Source organism: Kitasatospora sp. MMS16-BH015, assembly GCF_002943525.1.
Classification (GTDB): domain Bacteria; phylum Actinomycetota; class Actinomycetes; order Streptomycetales; family Streptomycetaceae; genus Kitasatospora.
This window is the reverse complement of the sequence record NZ_CP025394.1, coordinates 1,416,241-1,438,498: the sequence shown is the minus strand read 5'-3', so window position 1 is coordinate 1,438,498 and position 22,258 is coordinate 1,416,241. Positions and strand designations below refer to the sequence as shown.

16 protein-coding genes are annotated in these 22,258 nt (G+C 69.2%); all 16 read left to right on the top strand.

Annotation, left to right across the window (positions count from 1 at the left end):
- The first annotated feature begins 2 nt into the window (after positions 1-2).
- The 16 genes from CFP65_RS06230 to CFP65_RS06155 all read left to right on the top strand — a co-directional run bounded on the left by CFP65_RS06230 (position 3) and on the right by CFP65_RS06155 (position 21,998).
- A complete protein-coding gene (locus tag CFP65_RS06230) occupies positions 3-6,374 on the top strand; it encodes a non-ribosomal peptide synthetase (RefSeq protein ID WP_104815133.1) in 6,372 nt (2,123 codons plus the stop codon).
- Positions 6,375-6,381: 7 nt separating this feature from the next.
- Positions 6,382-7,512 carry an aromatic ring-hydroxylating dioxygenase subunit alpha gene (locus CFP65_RS06225; RefSeq protein WP_104815132.1) on the top strand — a complete coding sequence of 377 codons (1,131 nt, stop codon included), beginning with the start codon at positions 6,382-6,384 and terminating at the stop codon, positions 7,510-7,512.
- Between the two features lie 95 nt (positions 7,513-7,607).
- Positions 7,608-8,630: a TauD/TfdA family dioxygenase gene (locus tag CFP65_RS06220; protein WP_158702060.1), complete on the top strand. Its 1,023-nt coding sequence runs from the start codon at positions 7,608-7,610 to the stop codon at positions 8,628-8,630.
- On the top strand, positions 8,627-9,799 hold the full coding sequence (gene vioD, locus CFP65_RS06215) for a capreomycidine synthase (RefSeq protein WP_104815130.1): 1,173 nt from the start codon (positions 8,627-8,629) through the stop codon (positions 9,797-9,799). The genes CFP65_RS06220 and vioD overlap by 4 nt, the downstream gene beginning before the upstream one ends.
- Complete coding sequence (locus CFP65_RS06210) at positions 9,796-11,007, top strand: cytochrome P450 (RefSeq protein WP_254552252.1); 1,212 nt, start codon at positions 9,796-9,798, stop codon at positions 11,005-11,007. The genes vioD and CFP65_RS06210 overlap by 4 nt, the downstream gene beginning before the upstream one ends.
- 33 nt (positions 11,008-11,040) lie before the next feature.
- Entirely contained in the window at positions 11,041-11,853 is an 813-nt protein-coding gene (locus CFP65_RS06205; RefSeq protein ID WP_104815128.1) for a thioesterase domain-containing protein, read from the top strand.
- Between the two features lie 26 nt (positions 11,854-11,879).
- On the top strand, positions 11,880-12,107 hold the full coding sequence (locus tag CFP65_RS06200) for an MbtH family protein (protein WP_104815127.1): 228 nt from the start codon (positions 11,880-11,882) through the stop codon (positions 12,105-12,107).
- Between the two features lie 61 nt (positions 12,108-12,168).
- Complete coding sequence (gene hppD / locus CFP65_RS06195) at positions 12,169-13,269, top strand: 4-hydroxyphenylpyruvate dioxygenase (RefSeq protein WP_104815126.1); 1,101 nt, start codon at positions 12,169-12,171, stop codon at positions 13,267-13,269.
- A 33-nt stretch (positions 13,270-13,302) separates the two neighbouring features.
- Positions 13,303-14,385 (top strand): histidinol-phosphate transaminase, encoded by a 1,083-nt coding sequence (locus CFP65_RS06190; RefSeq protein WP_104815125.1) that lies wholly within the window; start codon positions 13,303-13,305, stop codon positions 14,383-14,385.
- Positions 14,382-15,344, top strand: coding sequence for an alanine racemase (locus CFP65_RS06185; RefSeq protein ID WP_158702059.1), 963 nt, complete (start codon positions 14,382-14,384; stop codon positions 15,342-15,344). Before CFP65_RS06190 ends, CFP65_RS06185 begins: the two co-directional genes overlap by 4 nt.
- Positions 15,341-16,450, top strand: a complete 1,110-nt coding sequence (locus tag CFP65_RS06180) for an alpha-hydroxy acid oxidase (RefSeq protein WP_174805506.1) — start codon at positions 15,341-15,343, stop codon at positions 16,448-16,450. The genes CFP65_RS06185 and CFP65_RS06180 overlap by 4 nt, the downstream gene beginning before the upstream one ends.
- 149 nt (positions 16,451-16,599) lie before the next feature.
- Complete coding sequence (locus tag CFP65_RS06175) at positions 16,600-17,697, top strand: SagB family peptide dehydrogenase (protein ID WP_158702058.1); 1,098 nt, start codon at positions 16,600-16,602, stop codon at positions 17,695-17,697.
- Positions 17,694-19,067 (top strand): MFS transporter, encoded by a 1,374-nt coding sequence (locus CFP65_RS06170; RefSeq protein ID WP_104815122.1) that lies wholly within the window; start codon positions 17,694-17,696, stop codon positions 19,065-19,067. Before CFP65_RS06175 ends, CFP65_RS06170 begins: the two co-directional genes overlap by 4 nt.
- A 135-nt stretch (positions 19,068-19,202) precedes the next feature.
- Positions 19,203-20,381 (top strand): PLP-dependent aspartate aminotransferase family protein, encoded by a 1,179-nt coding sequence (locus CFP65_RS06165; protein WP_254552251.1) that lies wholly within the window; start codon positions 19,203-19,205, stop codon positions 20,379-20,381.
- Between the two features lie 58 nt (positions 20,382-20,439).
- Complete coding sequence (locus CFP65_RS06160; RefSeq protein WP_104815120.1) at positions 20,440-21,633, top strand: hypothetical protein; 1,194 nt, start codon at positions 20,440-20,442, stop codon at positions 21,631-21,633.
- Between the two features lie 116 nt (positions 21,634-21,749).
- Positions 21,750-21,998 (top strand): transposase, encoded by a 249-nt coding sequence (locus CFP65_RS06155; RefSeq protein WP_104815119.1) that lies wholly within the window; start codon positions 21,750-21,752, stop codon positions 21,996-21,998.
- Positions 21,999-22,258 lie beyond the last annotated feature (260 nt).

Sequence of the window (22,258 nt, the reverse complement as noted above, 5' to 3'; positions counted from 1 at the left end):
TCATGACCACGAACATGTATCCGTTGTCGTTCGCGCAGCGTCGGTTGTGGTTCCTGTATCGGTTGGAGGGTGCGTCTTCGACGTACAACATGCCGTTGGTGCTGCGGTTGTCGGGTGTGGTGGATGTGGCGGCGTTGGGGTTGGCGCTGCGGGATGTGGTGGGTCGGCACGAGAGTCTGCGGACGGTGTTTCCGGAGGTGGACGGTGAGCCGGTGCAGCGTGTGGTGCCGGTGGAGGAGGTGGAGTTCGGCTTCGAGGTGCGGGAGGTCGCCCCGGGGGATGTGGACGAGGCGGTGGCGGGGGTTGCCGGTCACTGCTTCGAGTTGGCGGAGGAGGTGCCGGTTCGGGCGCATTTGCTGCGTACGGGTGCTGATTCCTCGGTGTTGGTTCTGTTGATTCATCACATTGCTGGTGATGGTTGGTCGATGGGGCCGTTGGGTCGTGATCTGGGGGTGGCGTATTCGGCTCGTCGGGCGGGTGGTGTGCCCGGTTGGGGTGAGTTGGCGGTTCAGTATGCGGATTATGCGTTGTGGCAGCGGGAGTTGTTGGGGTCGGCGGATGATCCGGGGAGTCTGGTTTCGGGGCAGTTGGAGTTCTGGGGCGGGGTGTTGGCGGGTGTTCCGGAGCGGTTGGAGCTGCCGACGGATCTGCCTCGGCCGGCGGTGTCGAGTTTCGCTGGTGGGTCGGTGGATTTTGTGGTGGATGCGGAGTTGCATGCGGGGCTGTCGGGGGTGGCTCGGGGTGGTCATGCGACGGTGTTCATGGTGGTCCAGGCTGCGTTGGCGGTGCTGCTGACCCGGTTGAGCGGCGGTACGGACATCGTGTTGGGTACGCCGGTGGCGGGTCGTTCGGACGAGGGTCTGGACGAGTTGGTGGGTTTCTTCGTGAACACGGTGGTGCTGCGGACGGACACGTCGGGTGATCCGACGTTCGCGGAGTTGGTGGAGCGGGTGCGGGAGGCGGATCTGGCGGCTTTCGCTCATCAGGATCTGCCGTTCGACCGGTTGGTGGAGCACCTCAACCCGGTCCGCAGTCTCGCCCACAACCCCGTCTTCCAGGTCATGCTGACGACGCTCGGGGACATCGAGGGGACCTTCTCCTTCGACGGGGTCCAGGTGGAGGGCGACTTCACCAACCCGGGCGTGGCCCGCACCGATCTCTCCTTCGGCATCTTCGAGCGCCAGGCCGACGGCCGCCCGGCCGGCATCCGGGCCAATCTGGAGTACGCGACGGACCTGTACACGGCGGAGGGGGCCCGGCGGCTGGCCGACCGCCTGGTCCGGGTGCTCACCGCGGTGGTGGCGGATCCGCAGCGGCGACTGTCCGAGCTGGACCTCCTGGGCGCCGCCGAGCGGACGGAGCTGCTGGAGACCTTCAACGAGACTGCCTGCGAGGTGCCCGACACGGACCTCGCCACGCTGGCCGAGCAGCTGGCCGAGAGCTCCCCGGACGCGCTTGCCGTGCTCGCCGACGACGCCGAGCTGACCTACGCCGAGCTGAACAGCCGGGCCAACCGCCTCGCCCACCACCTCATCGCACAGGGCGTGTCCCAGGAGAGCGGGGTCGCGCTGCTGATGGAGCGTTCGGCCGAGCTGATAGTCACTCAACTCGCGATCCTCAAGGCCGGTGGGTACTACGTACCGCTGCACCTGTCCGACCCGGTGGACCGTATGCTCTTCGTGCTCCGTGACACAGCCGCCGGACTCCTGCTGATCCACGCCGGCACCGCGGAACACGCCCTGCTGACTTCCGGCGACCTGTCCGGTGCGCGTCTCGTCCGGGTGGACGATCCGGCGGTCGACCTCCTTCCGGCAGCCGCCCCGGTGGTTCCGCGTCACCCGGCCCGGCTCGCCTACGTGATGTACACCTCGGGCTCCACCGGAACACCCAAGGGGGTGGCGACTCCGCACCGTGGTGTGGTCGACCTCGGCATGGTCGACACCTGGGGGATCGCTCCGGCGGACCGGGTCCTGTTCCATTCCCCGCACGCCTTCGACGCCGCGACCTACGAGATCTGGGTGCCACTGCTGGCCGGCGCCGCAGTCGTGGTCGCGCCTGCGGCGGACCGGGTCGATGCGGCCCTGATCGCCGAGCTCGTCAGTACCCGTGCGATCACGCACGTGCACCTGACCGCCGGCCTCTTCCGGGTGCTCGGCGAGGAGACTCCCGAGTGCTTCGCCGGGGCGCGGGAGGTCTTCACCGGAGGGGATTCTATCTCTGCCAGCTCGGCCCGCCGAGTCCTGGAGAGCTGCCCCGACACGGTCGTCCGGCACGGCTACGGACCGACCGAGATCACTTTCGCCGCCACGTCCAGTCTGTTCGGTGTGGCTGGTGGTGTGCCTGCGGCGGTTCCCATTGGTGGTCCGGTGGGGAATGTGCGGGTGTTTGTGCTGGATGGTGGGTTGGGTCCGGTGCCGGTGGGTGTGGTGGGTGAGTTGTATGTGGCTGGGGTTGGTTTGGCGCGGGGGTATTTGGGGCGTTCGGGTTTGACGGCTGGGCGGTTTGTGGCGTGTCCGTTCGGGGTGGGTGAGCGGATGTATCGGACCGGTGATTTGGTGCGGTGGGGTGTGGGTGGGGTTCTTGAGTTCGTGGGTCGGGTGGATGACCAGGTGAAGGTTCGGGGTTTCCGGATCGAGCTGGGTGAGGTCGAGGCGGCGCTTTCGGCGGTTGAGGGTGTGGGTCAGGTGGCGGTTGTGGTGCGTGAGGACGTGCCGGGGGATCGCCGGTTGGTGGGGTATGTGGTGCCGGTGCCGGGTGGGGTGGTCGATGGTGCGGGTGTGCGTTCGGTGGTGGCGGGTGTGTTGCCGGAGTACATGGTGCCTTCGGCTGTGGTGGTGCTGGATGGTCTGCCGTTGACGGTGAACGGGAAGTTGGATCGTCGGGCGTTGCCGGTGCCGGAGGTGGTGGTTTCCGGTGGTGGGCGGCCGAGGTCGGTGCGGGAGGAGATCCTCTGTGGTCTGTTCGCGGAGGTGCTGGGTCTGCCTGAGGTGGGGGTGGACGACAGTTTCTTCGAGCTGGGCGGCCACTCACTGCTCGCGACGCGTCTGATTGCCCGGGTTCGTTCGGTGTTGGGTGCGGAGTTGGGGATTCAGGCGGTTTTTGCTGAGCCGACGGTGGCGGGTCTGGTGTCGCGGTTGGAGTCGTCGGCGGGTCGGGTGGTTTTGGGTCGTCGTGTGGTGCGGCCGGAGTTGCTGCCGTTGTCGTTCGCGCAGCGTCGGTTGTGGTTCCTGTATCGGTTGGAGGGTGCGTCTTCGACGTACAACATGCCGTTGGTGCTGCGGTTGTCGGGTGTGGTGGATGTGGCGGCGTTGGGGTTGGCGCTGCGGGATGTGGTGGGTCGGCACGAGAGTCTGCGGACGGTGTTTCCGGAGGTGGACGGTGAGCCGGTGCAGCGTGTGGTGCCGGTGGAGGAGGTGGAGTTCGGCTTCGAGGTGCGGGAGGTCGCCCCGGGGGATGTGGACGAGGCGGTGGCGGGGGTTGCCGGTCACTGCTTCGAGTTGGCGGAGGAGGTGCCGGTTCGGGCGCATTTGCTGCGTACGGGTGCTGATTCCTCGGTGTTGGTTCTGTTGATTCATCACATTGCTGGTGATGGTTGGTCGATGGGGCCGTTGGGTCGTGATCTGGGGGTGGCGTATTCGGCTCGTCGGGCGGGTGGTGTGCCCGGTTGGGGTGAGTTGGCGGTTCAGTATGCGGATTATGCGTTGTGGCAGCGGGAGTTGTTGGGGTCGGCGGATGATCCGGGGAGTCTGGTTTCGGGGCAGTTGGAGTTCTGGGGCGGGGTGTTGGCGGGTGTTCCGGAGCGGTTGGAGCTGCCGACGGATCTGCCTCGGCCGGCGGTGTCGAGTTTCGCTGGTGGGTCGGTGGATTTTGTGGTGGATGCGGAGTTGCATGCGGGGCTGTCGGGGGTGGCTCGGGGTGGTCATGCGACGGTGTTCATGGTGGTCCAGGCTGCGTTGGCGGTGCTGCTGACCCGGTTGAGCGGCGGTACGGACATCGTGTTGGGTACGCCGGTGGCGGGTCGTTCGGACGAGGGTCTGGACGAGTTGGTGGGTTTCTTCGTGAACACGGTGGTGCTGCGGACGGACACGTCGGGTGATCCGACGTTCGCGGAGTTGGTGGAGCGGGTGCGGGAGGCGGATCTGGCGGCTTTCGCTCATCAGGATCTGCCGTTCGACCGGTTGGTGGAGCACCTCAACCCGGTCCGCAGTCTCGCCCACAACCCCGTCTTCCAGGTCATGCTCTCCTTCGCGGACGACGTGGACGGCCAGTTCACGCTGGACGGTCTCCGAACGGAGGCGGCGACGGTGCCGGTCGGCGCCAACTTCGACCTGCTGTTCGCCTTCTCGCCACGTACCGGCGCCGACGGGCAACCGGCCGGCATGACCGCGGAACTCGAGTACGCGACGGACCTGTACACGGCGGAGGGGGCCCGGCAACTGGTCGACCGCCTGGTCCGGGTGCTCCGGGCGATCGTCGAGGACGACGGCCGCCGCCTGAACGCAGTGGACATCCTCGGGGCCGAGGAACGCCGGCTGCTGACCGGGCCGAGCCGAGCGAGCATTCTTGCCCCCGAGGCCGACGTGCTGACCTGCTTCGAGGAGCAGGCCCTCCACACTCCCGAGGCGCCCGCCGTGCTGGCCGGGGCGACGGTGCTGAGCTACGCCGAGCTGAACAGCAGGGCCAACCGCCTCGCCCACCACCTGGTGGACCTGCTGCCGGATATGGGCAGCATCGTGGCACTCACACTCCCGCCGAGCCCTGAACTGGTGGTCGCCCTGCTGGCAGTGCTCAAGGCCGGCTGCGCGTTCCTGCCGCTCGACCCGAAGCTGCCGTCGAGTCGGCTCCGCCGGATCATCCGGGATTCGAAGGCACAACTGGCAGTCGGCGAGACTGAGTTGCTCGACCAGTTGCTCGACAGTCACTCGGACTGCGTGGCCCTGGACACCGACAAGCTGGCCGCTGCGGTGGCTGGTCTGCCCGGCACGGCACCGGTGGGCCGGGCGGTGCACAGCGACGGTCCCGCCTGCGTCTTTTACACCTCCGGATCGACCGGGCAGCCCAAGGGGGTGATGTTTACCCGCCGTGCGGTCACGGAGTACACCGAGACCATGGTCGGTGAGTTCGCCCTTACGCCCACCGACCGGATCCTCCAGGTGGCCTCCCCGGGCTTCGACGTCCTGCTGGAGGAGGTCCTGCCCACCCTCGCGGCAGGTGCCGCGCTGGTGGTCCCCGAGCCGGGGGTGCTGTCGACTGTGGCCAGCCTCAACCGCTGCCTCGCCGAGTTCGGCGTCACCGGGGTGGAGCTGACCACCGCGTTCTGGCACGAGTGGGTGCACGAGACCACCGGACAGCAGCTCGAAGTGCCCGCTTCCTTGCGGTTCGTCGCGGTGGGCGGCGAGCGCATCCAACCGGAACTGCTGCGTCGCTTCGGCGAGTTGGGCATCGAGTTCATCCATGTCTACGGTCTGACTGAGGCGACCGTCACCTCCACCGTCTGGCACTTGCAGCCGGGCGAGGACTGCCACCACCGAGAGATCCCCATTGGTGGTCCGGTGGGGAATGTGCGGGTGTTTGTGCTGGATGGTGGGTTGGGTCCGGTGCCGGTGGGTGTGGTGGGTGAGTTGTATGTGGCTGGGGTTGGTTTGGCGCGGGGGTATTTGGGGCGTTCGGGTTTGACGGCTGGGCGGTTTGTGGCGTGTCCGTTCGGGGTGGGTGAGCGGATGTATCGGACCGGTGATTTGGTGCGGTGGGGTGTGGGTGGGGTTCTTGAGTTCGTGGGTCGGGTGGATGACCAGGTGAAGGTTCGGGGTTTCCGGATCGAGCTGGGTGAGGTCGAGGCGGCGCTTTCGGCGGTTGAGGGTGTGGGTCAGGTGGCGGTTGTGGTGCGTGAGGACGTGCCGGGGGATCGCCGGTTGGTGGGGTATGTGGTGCCGGTGCCGGGTGGGGTGGTCGATGGTGCGGGTGTGCGTTCGGTGGTGGCGGGTGTGTTGCCGGAGTACATGGTGCCTTCGGCTGTGGTGGTGCTGGATGGTCTGCCGTTGACGGTGAACGGGAAGTTGGATCGTCGGGCGTTGTCGGTGCCGGAGGTGGTGGTTTCCGGTGGTGGGCGGCCGAGGTCGGTGCGGGAGGAGATCCTCTGTGGTCTGTTCGCGGAGGTGCTGGGTCTGCCTGAGGTGGGGGTGGACGACAGTTTCTTCGAGCTGGGCGGCCACTCACTGCTCGCGACGCGTCTGATTGCCCGGGTTCGTTCGGTGTTGGGGGTCGAACTGCGGATCCAGGCGCTGTTCGCGGAGCCGACGGTGGCGGGTCTGGCCACCCGCCTCGACGACGCCGCCCCCGCCCGACCGGCCATCCGGCCCGTGGGTGAGGAGTGAGGACGCCATGCTGACCGACCAACAGGACAACGGCGGGCTGCCGAAGTACTTGCGCACAGCGCAGGAACAGAACGCCCTGGGGCGGGGGCTGCCGGCGGATTTCTACACCGATCCGGTGCTGTACGCGACGGAGCAGCGCGAGCTGTTCGCCCGAGGCTGGGTGCCGGTCTGTCGAGCGGATCAACTGCCCGCGCCGAAGGCGTACCGGCCGGCCGACGCCGCCGGGTTCAGCATCCTGCTCACCAACGACGCCGACGGCCGGTTGCGAGTCTTCCCCAACGCGTGCGCCCACCGCTCCATGCGCCTGGTGGACGGGCCGGGTGCAGGCTCACGGATGACCTGTCCGTACCACCGTTGGACGTTCGGGCTCGACGGTGGTCTCCAGTCGGCGCCGCTGGTCGGCCCGCGGATCGACCGGGAGGCCTGCTCGCTCACGGAGATCCCCCATGAGCTCTGGCAAGGCTGGCTGTTCGTCAATCCGGGGGGCGGCGCGGAGCCGCTGGGCCCGTCACTGGTCGGCCTGGACGCGGCTCTCGCGGGCTGGGGGCTGGCCGACATGGTCACCGTGGCCGCCGTGGAGTTCGACTCGGAGTGGAACTGGAAAGTGATGTGGGAGAACTTCAACGAGTACTACCACCACCTCGGCACGCATGCCGACACCCTCGACCCACTCCTGCCCGCCAGGACCGCACGTACTCTCGACAACAACGGCGAGCCGTGGAGCTGTGCGTCGATGACCTGTGGCGAGGACTACCTGTCCATGCAGCCGTTCGTTGACCTGTCGAGCTGCCCGTCCACGGACATGCACCTGTTCTCGGTGTTCCCGCTGCTCTGTGCCGGGGTGCAGCCCGGGTCGGCGTTCTGGCTGCGGATCATCCCGGAGACGGCCACCAGGCACCGGGTCTCCTGGGAGTTCCTGCTGCCTCCCGAGGAGCTGGGCACCCCGTACTTCGAGGAGCGGCTGGCCGCCACGATGGATGGCCTCCAGGCGATCCACCGTGAGGACATGGAGGCGTGTGCCCTGGTCCAGCGCGGGTTGTCAGGCGGGCTTGCCGCGCCGGCCCGGCTGACCGAATTCGATCGCCCGGTAAACCAGTTGCACGAGTGGCTGCTGCGCAGGCTCGTCAGCAGTTTCTGATCCGCTGCGGCGCAGGCTCACCAGCGGTTGCTGAGCCGCTGCGGCGGCGACCCCTGCCCGAATCCAGTGCGGCGGGACGTCTGAGAGGAACAGACATGACCAGCACGGCATACCAACCAGTACGTCCGTCCGACGAGAACGTGGACCGGGCCGGTCCCGGCCCGGTGTTCCGCTGCGAGCTCACCGCCGAAGAGGCTTCCCTCGCAGTCGAGGTGGCTCGCCAGTGCGCCGAGGAGTACCGGCGAGTCGATGCCCCGGCCTTCCTGCGGGACGCCAGGGTGATCGCGCACGAGCTGCCCGAGCGTGCCCGGCGGCTGCTCAACTCGGGGCGGTTGGAGGAGCGGAAGCACGTCTTGGTGGTGAGCGGCAACCTGGTCGACGAGCGAAGCCTCGGCCTGACCCCGGCCAGCTGGCGCGAGGCCGACCGGGCGGACTGCATGCCGTACGCGTTCCTGGCGATGTTGTATGGGGCCCTGCTCGGCGACTCGATCGGCTGGGCGGACCAGCAGGCCGGGCGGCTCGTCACGGACGTGGTCCCGACCAGCGGATACGAGTACAGCCTTGTCAGCGCGAGCAGCAGCAAGGAGCTCGGCTGGCACACCGAGGACGCCTTCTCGCCCGCGCGCGCCGACTACGTCGGTTTGCTGTGCTTACGGAGCCCGGACCTGACGCCCACCACGGTCGGGTACGTGGATGTGGCGCGTCTCCCGGAGGAGACCGTCGAGGTCCTGCGGCAGCGCCGGTTCCGCACCTACCCGGACTCCGCCCACGAGCACTCCGGCGGCCGGCCGGTACTGCCAGTGGCCGTGCTGGAGGGCTGTCCGGACGCACCCGTCTTGCGCATCGACCGGGATTTCACGGTGGCTGCGGACGGTGACGAGGAGGCCCAGCGAGCCCTGCGGACCGTGGTCGCGCACATCGACGACAACCTGTACGACCTGACTCTGCAGGCGGGGGACATGGGGTTCATCGACAATCGGACCGCGGTGCACGGTCGACGTGCCTTCCAGGCCACGTTCCGGGGAAGCGACCGGTGGCTCAAGCGGGTCAACATCGTCGAGGATCTGCGCCGCACCCGGCCGGATTGGGTGGACGGCTCCGCCCGGATCATCGGATGACCGGCCTGCCGCGCCTGGCGGACATCGCACCCGCCCGGCTCGAAGACTGGCTGCGTGCGCGGTACTTCGACGCCCGCATCGACATCTCGAGTTCTGGCATGGAGAACTACACCCTCCGTGACCTGCGTGAGCTGGCCGGGGTTGATCTGGAGAAGCTGGCCGGGCTGCCCTTCCGGGACAGTCCCTCCACTGGCGCCGAGCCACTTCGGGAGGCCATCGCCCGCCACATCGGTGTGCCCGACCCCGGCCGGATAGCCATCGGGCACGGCTCCTCGGAGGCGATCTTCCTGGCCCTGGCCGCGCTGATCGAGCCAGGGGACGAGGTGGTGACGGTCCGTCCGGGCTACCAGTCGCTGTGGAGCGTCGCCGAGGCGCTGGGCGCGCGACTGGTCGAGTGGAGGCTTGACGCGGACGCCGGGTTCGCTCCCGACCTGGGCCGGTTGGCGGAGCTGATCACGGACCGCACCCGCGCCGTGATCGTCAACTTCCCACACAATCCGACGGGCGTCACCCTTGACGACACCGGGTTCCGCCGGTTGCTCGAACTCGTGGACCGGCGCGGCTGCCACCTGTTCTGGGACGGCGCTTTCAGCAAGCTCACGTACACGGCCGGGCCGCTGCCCGATCCGACGACGCTGATCGAGCGCTGCGTGTCCTTCGGAACGCTGTCGAAGGCGTACGGGCTGCCAGGGTTGCGGCTGGGCTGGACCGTCGCGCCGTCCGCACTGATCGACGGGATGGTCCGGCTGCGCGATTACCTCACGCTGTCCACCTCGCCGTTGAGCGAGGCCATCGCCACCGCGGTCCTGGAGCACGCCGACGCCGTGCTGGCCCCGCAAGTGCGGCGCGCCACCGCAGGCCGTGCGCTGTTCGAGACCTGGCTGGCGGACAACGCCGATGTCTTCGACTGCCGGCTTCCCGCAGGTGGTGTGGTCGCCCTGCCCCGGGTCCGTGGGGTGGCCGACGTTGAACCGCACTGTGAGGAACTGCTCGCGGAACACGGCGTCCTCGTGGTGCCCGGGAACTGCTTCGATCACCCGGGCCGGATGCGGATCGGCTTCGGTTGCGACGCCGGTGTCCTGGCCCAGGGCCTCGAACTGGTGGCGCACGCCTTCCGGAACGTGGCCGCGCACCCCGGAGTCCGGCCGCAGAAGGAAGGCAGACTGTGAACGCCGGCACCCGTGCACAGGCATTTGCTGAGGGCGCGGACCTCGCAGACCCCTGGCTGTACACCAGTGGGGACCGGTTCCGGTGGTGGGGTGAGATGGCGCTGGCGCAGGCCGTGCCGTGGACCGGACCGGGCACCACGCCCGGCGGGTTCTGGTCGGTGTTCTCGCACCGGCTCGGCAACCAGGTGCTCGGCCCGACCGCTCCGTTCACCTCGGAGTGCGGCATGATGCTCGGCTTCGACGCGGAGCATCCTGACCACGCCGGCGGACGCATGATCGTGGTCACCGACGGCGCTCGGCACCGGGTACTGCGGAAGCTGATCGGGCCCTTCCTCTCGCGGCTGAGGGCCGAGGAGATGGCCGGGTTCGTCCTCCGGGAGGCGCACGATCTCCTGGACCGCCTGGCCGGGGGTTCGGCCGTCCAGGTCGCGAGAGACATCGGTCCGCGGTTACCGGCGGCCGTGGTCTGCGAGGTCCTGGGCATCCCTGAGTCGGACCGGGAGTGGCTGATCGCTCTCACCCGGGACGCCTTCGGCGAGGCTGGGGCAGGTGGCAACCAGATGTCCCCGGGGGAGGCGCACACCGAGATCCTGATGTACTTCCAGGAACTCGTGGACTTCCGCCGTGAACACCCCGGCAACGATCTGCCCAGCGCACTCCTGGCGGACAGCTCGATGTCGGTCGAGGACACGGTGATGAACTGTGACAACGTCCTCGTCGGTGGCAACGAGACCACCCGGCATGCGATCACCGGTGCTTTCCACGCCGTCGCCGTCACTCAGGGGCTGCTGCCGGCGCTGGTCGCGGACGGCACCCGGATCGCTGCGGCGGTCGAGGAGACGGTGCGGTGGACCTCGCCCGCGATGCACGTGCTGCGGGTCGCGGAGCAGGACACCGAGGTCGGCGGTGCACGGATCCGCAAGGGGGACGCGGTCGCGGTGTGGCTGGCGTCCTGCAACCGTGACCCGACCGTGTTCGAAGACCCCGGGGAGTTCCGCCTTGACCGCGCGAACGGTGGACACCTCGGGTTCGGACACGGCCCGCACCACTGCCTGGGTGCGGCGATGACCCGGATCGAACTCCAGGCGCTGTACCGCGCGATGGGTGAGCGGATCAGCGGGGTTGCGCTCGTGGACGAGCCGCTGTGGCTGAGCTCCAACATCATCCAGGGCTACCGCGGCCTCGCCGTGGACCTGACCTGGAACTAGTCCCGACTCATTCAGACGACAGGAGAATTGGCGGTGGACGACCTGGACGGCTCCGGCGAGGGGCTCGACACCTTGTTGGCCCTGCGTCCGCGTGGCACGGGTGACCCGGTGTTCTGCGTCCATCCGGGCATCGGCATGGGGTGGGCCTATGCCACGCTGTGCGCGGAGCTCGATCCGGGACGGCCGCTGTACGCGATCCAGTCTCCCGGGCTGCTGCCCGGCGCTGCTCTGCCGCGCTCGGTGCACGAGATGGCGGTGAGCTACCTCCGCCTGATCCGGGCGGTCCGGCCGACCGGGCCCTACCACCTGATCGGCTGGTCGCTGGGTGGCTTCGCCGTACACGAGATGGCGCGCATCCTTCATGCGGCGGGGGAGGAGGTCGGGCTGGTGGCCGTCCTCGACAGCTTTCCCGGCGACAGTTCGAGGTTCACCACCGACGGCCCCGCCGCCGTCCGGTCCGCCTTCCTACACGAGTTGCGCGCCGGCAGCGGGGATCTCGACGTCGAACGGGCATGTCCAGCCGAACTCTGGGCGGCCCTCCGGGCGACCGGCAGCGCGGTCGCGAACTGGCCGGAGCCCGAGCTGGCCCGGTTGTTCGCCGTGTTCGCCAATAGCTGCGAGATCATCGCCGGTCACGTGCCCGGCCACTACGACGGCGATGTGCTGCTGGTCAGCGCGGCGAAGGAACCGGGCCGTTCGAGTACCGACGCGGACCAGTGGCGTCGGCATGTCGGCGGCGACCTCGACATTCACGAATTGCCTTGCGAGCACCGTGCCGTTCTCGACCCCGAGCATGCGGGAGAGATCGCGCAGGCCGTCAACCGGCACCTGGCTCGCCCGAGCTGAATCACAACCGACGAAAGGAACCCATGATGATCAATCCGTTCGAGGACGAGGACGCCCGCTACGTCGTGCTGCGCAACGACGAGCACCAGTACTCGCTGTGGCCCGTCCTGCTCGCCGTGCCCGAGGGGTGGGAGCAGGTTCACGGTGAGGACACCCGGCAGTCCTGCCTCGACTACGTCGAGGCGACCTGGACCGATCTGCGCCCCCGGAGCCTCGTCGAGGCCATGAACGCCGCTGCCCGGCCCGGTGCCTGACCCGGGTAACCACCCGACTCTCGGGCCGGCCGGCCCGGTGTGAGGAAAGGACGACACTCTCATGACGAAGAAAGCCGGACCTGAGGACGACGTGTTCCACGGACTCGGTCTCGACCACATCGAGTTCCACGTGGCCGATGTGATTACCGCGCTTCCCGCCCTGGTCGACGGGCTGGGGCTCACACCCTACGCGGGGACCGGAGCCGGGCCGGAGCAGGCCACCCGGTCGGTCGCGGTGGGCGACGGATCGATTCGGCTGGTCCTTACCGAGGCCGTCCAGCAGGACGAGTCGGCCGGCTCCTACGTGGCGGCGCACGGTGACGGCGTGGCCGTCATCGGGTTACGGGTCCGCGACGCCAGGGCAGCGTTCGCGACCGCGACTTCGCGCGGCGCCCGTCCGGTTGCCGCGCCGGTCGACCACGACGGAGTCGTGACCGCCTCGGTGGTGGCCTTCGGCGATGTGCTGCACACCTTCGTCGAGCGGCCGCCCGGCACCGATCCGCGAGCCCTGCCTGGTCTGGTGCCCCTCCCCGAGGTCCTGCCGCGGCCGGTCCAGGTGGCAGGGCTGCACTCCGTCGACCATCTCGCGGTCTGTCTGGAGGCCGGCCAGCTCGACCGGACGGTCGAGTTCTACCAGGACGTGCTGGGGTTCACGGTGATGTTCGAGGAACACATCGCGGTCGGGGCGCAGGCCATGAACTCCAAGGTGGTCGCCAGCTTTTCCGGTGAGGTCGTGCTCACCCTGTTGGAGCCCGATCCGGCCGGCGAGCCGGGACAGCTCGACCAGTTCCTCAAGAACCACAACGGTGCGGGCGTCCAGCACATCGCGCTCGCCACCGACGACGTCGTGACCTCGGTCCGCTCGATGCGCCGGCGAGGAGCGGAGTTCCTCGGCACCCCCGGTGCATACTACGACGCCTTGGCGAAGCGACTGACGCTCGCCCGGCACACGATCGCCGAACTGCGGGAGCTGGACCTGCTGGTGGACGAGGACCACAACGGTCAGCTCTTCCAGATCTTCTGCCGTTCGACGCATCCGAGGAAGACGTTCTTCTTCGAGGTCATCGAGCGGGCCGGGGCGAACACCTTCGGCAGCGCCAACATCAAGTCGCTCTACGCGGCGGTGGAGCAGGAACGGCTCCGGCACCGCGACGCTGTGTAGCACCGGTATCCCCGCGTGAGGAAGAGGGAGATCATGCCAGTCAGAACCCGTCCGGATCTGTACGGCCTCGCCGGATTCAAGACCGTGCCGATTCCGGCCGGAACGACCGAACTGGCCTCCAACGAGCTGCCGTTCGGCCCGCTCGGCTCGGTCCGGGCGGCGGTCGCCCGGGCGGCAGGAGGGGTGCACCGGTACCCCGACAACAGCGGTCGGCTGCTGCGCGAGTGTCTGGCCGACCGCTTCGGAGCCCCGGTGACCCAGGTCTCCCTGGGAGCGGGATCGATCGCCCTGTGCCTCCAACTCGCCCAACTCACCAGCGCGCCGGGGGACGAGATCCTCTTCCCCCGGCCGTCGTTCGAGGCGTACTCGCTGATAGCCAGGACAGTGGGCGCCACCGCGCGCCCGGTGCCACTGCGCCCCGACGGGCGGGTGGACCTGGTCGCTCTGGCGGCAGCCGTCAACGACCGCACCCGGCTGGTCTTCGTGTGTACGCCGAACAACCCGACCGGCGGGGTGCTCGGCCGAGCCGAGCTGGAGAAGTTCTTCGACGCCGTCCCCGAGGACGTGCTGATCGTGCTCGACGAGGCCTACTGGGAGTTCGTCCGCTACCCGGACGCCCTGGACGGCATGGCGTACGTCCGCGACCAGGCCGCTGCCGGGCGGGACAACCTCGTGGCGCTGCGCACCTTCTCCAAGGCGTTCGGACTGGCCGGGATGCGGATCGGGTACAGCCTGTCCTCCGAGGACATCGCGGAGAGGCTGCGCAGGCTCGCCCTGCCGTACTCGGTGGGTACGGTCGCCCAGGCTGCGGCGGTCGCCTCGCTGGAGGCCGATCAGGAGCTGAGGCAGCGCTGTGACGAGGTGGTCGAGCAGCGTGAGCTGCTCCGCGGGGAGCTGGTCGGGCTCGGGTACCGGGTGCCGGAGAGTGGGGCGAACTTCCTCTGGCTGGGGCTGGGCAGGCACGCCGATCTGTTCCGTCAGCACTGCCTGGAGCGCCGGGTCCTGGTCAAGTCCTTCCCTGGCGAGGGGGTGCGGGTCACCGTCGGAAACGCGACCGAGAACGATCGGTTCCTGTCTGCCGTAAGGGAGTTCGAACTGCCGGGGATGGCGTCGTGACGGCCGGAGCGGTTGCGTACGTGGACCTGGAGCGGCTCGACGACAACCTGAGGCGCTTCCACCGTCCGGCCGCCGCCGCAGGGGTTCAGGTCAGGGCGCACGTCAAGGGCCACCGCACGGTGGAGATCGCCCGGCGGCAGATCGCGGCCGGGGCGCGGGGCATCGCGGTGCACCACGCGCGCGAGGTCGAGCGGTACGCCGACGCGGGTGTGCGGGACATCGTGGTGGCCCACTCCTGGGAGGACCCGTGGAGGTGGGAGCTGTTCGCGCGGCTCGCGGACAGGTGCGAGCTGACCGTTCAGGTGGCCTCCCGTGCGAGCGCCCTCGGGTTCGGGCGGGCGGCGGCGCGTCGTTCGGTCCCCATCGGCGTCCTGCTGGAGCTTCCGGCAGTCGGGGACGGGCCGGCGGATCTGCCGGCCCTGGCACGCGAGGTCGTCGACCAGCCGTGGCTGCGGCTGCGCGGGATCACCGGCTACGCGAGAATCAACTCGGCGGCGGAGGCTGCGGCGAGACACACCGTCGGAGTGGATCACGCGACCGGACTGGTCGCTGCCGCCGAGTTGCTCAGGTCGCACGGGCTGCCGGTGGCCACGGTGTGTGCGGGCGGGACTCCGACGGCGGGGGGAGCACTCGTAGTGGCCGGGGTCACCGAGGTCTGCGCCGGGGCGTACGCGCTCCAGGACGCTGGGCTGGCCGCCATCGGCGTGTGCACCGAGGAGCAGGTTGCGGTCTCGGTGGCCGACGCGGCGCAGGCGGCAGCCCTGGTGGCCGAGTGCGGCTATCCGTGGCAGGCAGCCGACGACCGCGCCCGCTGGTCCGGGGAGCGGTGCCTGCCCGGCCATGTCTGCCCCGTGGTACAGCGGGTGAGAGCCCTGCGGCCCACCGCCGCCCGACCTGGCGAGTCCGAGGAGTGGGCGGTCATGGCCTCGGGCGATCAGGAGACGGATGTGGACGCGTGACGGTCTCGGTAGAACGGCTCACCGAGTTTCTGGACCTGACGGATTTCGAGCGGGCCGCCGCAGAACGCGTGGAGCCGGCCCTCTGGGACTTCGTCAGCGGTGGCGCGGGCACCGAGCAGACGGTCGCCGCCAACCTGTCCGCCTGGCGGCGGGTCGGAGTCGTACCGCGGGTGCTCAACGACGTGTCCCGCTGCACCACCCGGACAGCCCTCCTCGGCAGTGAGCTCGGCCTGCCTCTTGGTATCGCGCCCATGGCCTACCAGCGGTTGCTGCATCCGGAGGGCGAACTCGCCGCGGCCGAGGCCGCGCGTGACACGGGGGCGGTGTACGTCGCGGGTCTCCTCAACAGCTGTGCCGTCGAGGAGATCGCGGCGGTCGGCGCCATCACTTGGTTCCAGCTGTACTGGCTCCGTGACCGCCGACTGACGGAGGCTCTCCTGGAGCGGGCCGAAGCGGCGGGCTGCCGGGCGGTCGTCATCACGGTGGACGTGCCCCGAATGGGGCGTCGACTGCGGGACGTACGGAGTGGTTTCACCGTGCCGCCGCACATCCGGGCGGCGAACCTGCCGACCGGGGAGCAGCTCTCCCCGGCCCACCACGGGCGCGCGGGCGCCAGCTCACTCATGGTGCACACCACGGCGACCTTCGATCCCTGCCTGAGCTGGCGCGACCTGGAGTGGTTGCGCGGACGTACCAGGCTGCCCCTGGTGGTGAAGGGGATCCTCGATCCGGACGACGCGGTCCGGGCCGTCGGTGTCGGTGCGGACGCGGTGGTGGTCTCCAACCACGGGGGCCGCCAACTCGACGGGGCGGTGGTCTCCGCCACGGCGCTGCCGGCAGTGTATGAAGCTCTGCCTGACCATGTGCCGGTCTTGGTGGACGGCGGTATCCGCAGCGGGGTGGACGTACTGCGCGCCCTGGCCCTGGGGGCATCGGCGGTCCTGATCGGCCGGCCGGCGCTATGGGGCCTCGCGGTCGGCGGCGCAGCCGGGGTGCGGCGGGTGCTGGCGCTGCTCGCCCGGGAGCTGGAGGACGGGCTGGCGCTGTCCGGCTGCTCCCGGCCGGCCGAGGCCGCCGCCCTGCGGACCACGCTGCTGGCGGGCTGACGTCGGGCGCTGGTGGCTGCCCGGAGCGCTGCCAGCACGGACCCGCCGCGATCGCCACTACTCCGATTTCCGAGTTACTGAGGGGGATGATCACTGTGCGTCTACGAGTCTCGCGGCTCTGCGTCTTCGTGTGGCGCGACGGAAGACTGGTGTGTGATGACCCGGTACGGCACCGGCAGTTCGCGCTGAGCGAGGCCGCGCACGCGCTGCTGCCCCGCTTCGCCGACTGGTCCGAGCCCTCGGCAGACCGTGACAGCGCCGGGGCCCCGGACGCCCGGTTGGTCGCCCAGCTGCTGGCGGCCAACGTCCTGGTGGAGGAAGGGTCACGCGAGCACGAGTTCGAGGAGCGACTGGGTCCTTGGGGTGATTGGGGCACGGCGTCCAGGTACTTCCACCTCGCGTCGCGCACCCACTCCGGCGCCGAGTTCGCCAGCGCGGCCGAGGACACGGCCTGGCTCTTGCAGACTCTGCCCGACCGACCCCAGCCCGCGCCGTTCAAGGAGTACCCAGCTGTTCCCCGGACCCAGCTGCCCCCCGCGACCGGTGCGGATCCGGCCGCGCTCGGGCTGGAGGCGGTGCTGCGCCGCCGGCGTACCACCAGGAGGTTCGAGCCGGGGGCGCTGGTGTCGCGACAGGAGCTGGCCACCCTGCTGCGCTGGGTCGCAGGCCCCCTGCACACGGTGGAACCGAAGGGCCTGCAGCAGCAGTTGCTGAAGGCCAGCCCTTCGGCGGGCGCGCTGCACACCCTGGAGGTCTATCCGGTCGTGCTCGGAGTCGAGGGCGTGGCACCGGGGATCTACCACTATCACCCGACTGCGCACGCCCTGGAGGCCGTCGCTCCGGGCCGGGAGGTCGACCGCGAGGAGCTGGTCCACTGGTGCGGCGGACAGACCTATGTCGGCCAGGCCGGCGTCGTGCTGTTCTACACCGCGATGCTGGAGCGGACCGCCTGGAAGTACCGGACCGGCCGGACGTACCGGACGCTGTTCATGGAGCTCGGGCACTTCAGCCAGACCGCCTACCTGGTGGGCACCGCCCTGAACCTCGGGGTGTTCTTCACCGCCGCGACCCGGGACGCCGCCGTGGAGGAGGCGTTGGGGCTGGACTGGACCTCGGAGATCCTCGTCGGCCTCAACGGTGTCGGTGTTCCGGCGGTGGACGAACGTGAGCGCCAGGACCGCATGCTGCACGGTGGCCCGGCCGATTTCTCCTTTGCCCAGGACGCCTGGGACGGCCGCGGGGCATGATGGCGCCAGTTCGAACTGATCGTCGCAGGACGGCCGGCGCCACCGCGACCGGCCGGTCCGCGAAGGGGGAGGCAGAGATCGACGCGGCAGACAGCGCACAGTCGGCCGAGGTGCCGTCCGCCTCGGCCGGGGGCCGGTTCGCGGTCCTGCGGAGGCCCGCCTACCGGTGGTTCTTCCTGGGCCAACTCACCTCTTCCTTCGGAGACTTCCTGGTGGGTCCGGCCATGGCGTTCGCCATCCTGGACCTGACGGGTTCGGCGGGTGACATCGGCTTGGTGATGCTCGCGCGTTCCCTGCCCATCGTGCTCTTCATGCTGATAGGCGGTGTGCTCGGTGACCGGCTACCCAGGCAGCGGGTCATGATCGCCGCTGACCTGGTACGTCTGCTGTGCCAGGGAGCCTGCGCGGCGCTGCTGCTGACCGGTACCGCGAGCATCTGGCAACTCGCCGTGCTGCAGGGGGTGTACGGGACGGCAAGTGCCATGTTCACACCTACTGTGACGGGTCTGGTGAGCCAGGTGGTGGCGGCCGACGAGCTCCAGTCCGCCAACGCCCTGCGGTCCATGTCCTACTCGGGGATGATGATCCTCGGCCCCGCCGCTGCGACGGCCCTGGTGATGTTGGCGAGCCCGGGGTGGGCCCTCGGCTGCGACGCCGCCACCTTCGCGGTGAGCGCCTGCTGCCTGGGCCGGTTGCGGCTCGGCACAGCCGGGAGCGGCGGACAGGTCCAGGTCCGCGATGTCCTGGGCGATCTCCGAGAAGGATGGCGGGAGTTCAGCGGCCGGGCCTGGGTGTGGAGCGTGATCTCCGCGGCCTCCCTGACCAACGGGCTGTTCGCGGTCTTCACCGTGCTGGGGCCGGTGCTGAGCGAACAGGACTTGGGTGGCCCCAAGATGTGGGGCTTGGTGCTCACGGCGTCCGGGGTCGGGGCCGTGTGCGGCGGAGCGGTTGCCGTGTACGTGCGCCCTCGGCGCGCGCTGCGGTTCGGGGTCTGCCTGGTGGCGGGTTTCGCAGCACCCGCGCTGGGTCTGTCGGTCTTCAGCTCGCCTGTACCACTCGCCGTGGCGGGCTTCGTCGGCGGATTCGGCCTGATGGTGTTCAACCCGCTCTGGGAGACGGTCCTGCAGCAGCAGATCCCCTCGACCGCGCTCTCCAAGGTCAGCGCCTACGAGTGGTGCGGCTCATATGCGAGCCAGCCGCTGGGCCTGCTGCTGGCCGGCCCCTTGAGCGAGCGACTGGGGCTGCGGCACACCCTGCTGCTGTGCGGTCTGCTCCATCTTGTGATCAGTCTCAGCCCGCTCGCAGTAGGCGAGGTGCGCCGACTGGAGTCGGCGGCCGCAGGGCCGGCGTTGCCCGACAGTCTCGTCTGAGTCAGACCTCCAAGGAGAGGAGAAGGTTCAATGGCCACCTCTGAAGGTACTGCCCCGCAGCCCGGTCCCGGGCGGCCGTGGGTCGACAGCCTGAAGCGCGGCCGGGTTCCCGGCCCCCGGCTACCCCAGCAACGGGTGGTGGACGGCACCGGGCTGAGCACCCGCAGCGTGCACGCCGGGACGTACGAGGACCCGGTCACCGGGGCGGTGGGCACCCCGATCTTCCAGACCACCACGTTCGCGTTCACGGAGGACAGTTATGCGGCCTTCGACCAAGGCCACATACGTGACGTCGCGATCTACGGCCGCTACGGTAGCCCGAACCAGTGGGCGGTGCAGGAGAAGATCGCCTCCCTCGAGTCGGCCGAGAGCGGTCTGGTGTTCTCCTCTGGCATGGCAGCCATCACCACCACCCTTCTCGCACTCACGAACCGCGGCGGCCACATCATCAGTTCGCGTGATGTGTACGGCGGCACCTTCAACCTGTTGCGCGAGGACATGCACCAACTCGGCCGGTCCGTGACCTTCGCCGACCCGACGGATCTGGACGCCATCCGTGCCGCGGTGCGTGACGAGACGCAGGTGCTGTTCTTCGAGACGCTCACCAATCCCCTTCTGAAGGCGCTGCCTTTGCGGGAACTCGGTGACCTGGCTGCCGAGTTGGCCCTTTTCCTGGTGGTGGACAACACCTTCCTCAGCCCTGTTCACCTGCGGCCGTTGGAGCACGGGGCCCATTTGGTCGTACACAGTGCCACCAAGTACCTCAACGGGCACAGCGACGTCACAGCCGGTGCCGTCTCCGGTTCGCGCAAGTACGTGGACCGGATCTGGGCGCAGATGCTGAAGCTGGGCGGCTCACTGGACGCCACGACCTGCTTCCTGCTTGAGCGCGGTCTGAAGACTCTGGCCCTGCGGATGCGGCGGCAGAGCGAGAACGCCACAGCGGTCGCGGCGTTCCTCGCCGAACACCCCGCGGTCCGCCGCGTCCACCACCCGTCCCTCCCGGACTACCCGTACCCCTGGATCCGGAACCTGTGCACCGGCGGCTACGGGGGCATGGTCGCCTTCGAGCTGGCCGACGGGGACGAGGCCGCGCTGAAGTTGCTCGGCGCGCTGCGCCTGCCACTGGTGGCCACCAGCCTGGGCGGAGTGGAGACGCTGGTGAGTCTCCCGTTCAACACCTCGCACAGCTTCCTGACCGAGCGTCAGCGGCGCGAAGTCGGCATCGAGCCGGGCCTGGTGCGGTTCTCGGCCGGTATCGAGGACCCCGAGGACCTGCTGTCCGATCTGGAACAGGCGCTCTCGTCCCTGTGAGTGGCTGTCAAGCACCTGCTCGCCGCCGGGGCGAGAACGACCACAGAAGGGGGACACCATGCGCAACGGGCTGAACATCACTGGGGTTTCGGAGAGCGTGCACGAGTTCCGGGACAACCCGCAGGAGGCGATCGCAGACTTCAGTGTCACCCTGCCGCTGGGCCGGGCAGCGGGCGGGCCGGCCGGCCACCTCGAATGCCGGACTCGCACGCTGCGGACCGGGACGCTGCGGGTAGCCCGTGATTTCACACTCCGCCACCGCCCGTTCGGCGCCTTGGGCAAGCCGTCGGCCGGCTCTGTCCCGGTACTGCCCACGGCCTACGAGTCCACTCTCGCCGCTGTGGCCGCCTGCGTGCTGGTCACCCAGGTCAACGGTTACACGGCTCGCGGCGTGAACCTGGGTGGGCTACGGGTGCGGGCCCGTGGGCGGCTCGCGCTGGGTGCCGACGGCCGACCGCAGTCGGCCGTGCCTCTGGCGGGCTTGGAGTGGGGCTGCACTATCGACTGCGAGGCGCCCACGGAGCTGCTGGAGTCCGTCAACAGGCTGGTCGCGGCGTTCAGCCCCAATCACCAGGCACTTCTGGACACCACGCCAGTTCTGGTCTCGGTGCACGCCGCCGGCCCGACGGGCCCGTCCGAGTGGACCCGGGTCGACTGGGCCCCGGCCGCTGGGGCCGGGGCGGGCGCCGGGACTGACCACTGCACGGTGGAGGCCGACGCAGTCTGGGAGTATGGCTCCGAGGCGGTCTACCGCACCTCGCTTGCTACAGCGGACCAGTCCCGTTCGACCGGCCCGTGGACAGTGGACCAGGCCAAGCAGATGCTCGGGATCGACAAGGCCCCCAACTCGCAGGAGATCCTGCTCGCGGCCCTGTGCGCCGAGGTGGCCGAGCTCCTGGAAGTGGAGGCGGCGCGGTGCGGGACCGTGCTGAGTGGCCACCTTACCGCCTCGGGTCGCCTCGACACGCGTGGCATGATGAATGTGCTTCGCGAGGTGCCCAGCAGGTTCCACGCGCTGACCTTGGACCTGGCAGTTACCGAGGGATTCCCGGTGGCGGAGGCGGCCGAGCTACTTGGCGCTGCACTCTGCAGCGCGGTGATCCCGGCGACGCTGCTTCACCCACTCACCGTGGACATCCAGCTGTGCCGGAATGGTGATCAGCTGGTGGCCACCAGCAGTTCCCTGCCTGACACCGAGGCCTTGCGTGACGAGATTACCCGTCGCCAGCAGATACTGAACTCGAACTCGTGATGTCAGCCTCGCAGCCCTGTCTGACCTTCCCCTCGTGCCGTAGAGGCTATGACTGAGGGGGCGGGAGTCATGACGGAGAAGAGGTGGAAGTTCGACGCGGAATTCCGCGAGGGGCTGTGCGGATCGTTGCTGAGACCGGGAAGCCGGCGGCGGAGTTCGCGCGAGAACTTGGGATCAACGAGGTCACCCTGGCGACCTGGGTCTCCCGGGCGCGGAAGGCCGGCGGTGACGGCACGCTGGGCGAATCCGAGTGTGAGAAGCTGGCCCGGCTGCGGCAGCTGGCCAATGAACAGGCCAGGTGTGTAAGGGAGTTGGAGATGGAGCGCGCTGTCCTCAAGCGCCGCATGGTCCTTTGGGCGAAGTAGCCGTGGCGGACCCGGCGGCGCTCGTCGGGGTGATCAGCGACCAGAGGACCGAGCACGGCATCCCGCACACCGTTTCGTTCCGCGCGCTCGGTGTTTCCGAGGCGCGGTACTACAAGTGGCGCCATCGTCTGTCCGCGCCGACGAACCGTGAGGCCAGGCGGTCGCGGCCGGCGGACCGGATCACATAATTCTTCCGCCGGTCGGGCGAACCTACGGCTCGCAGAGGATCACGCTCTACCTGTGGGCCGAGGGCTGGAACG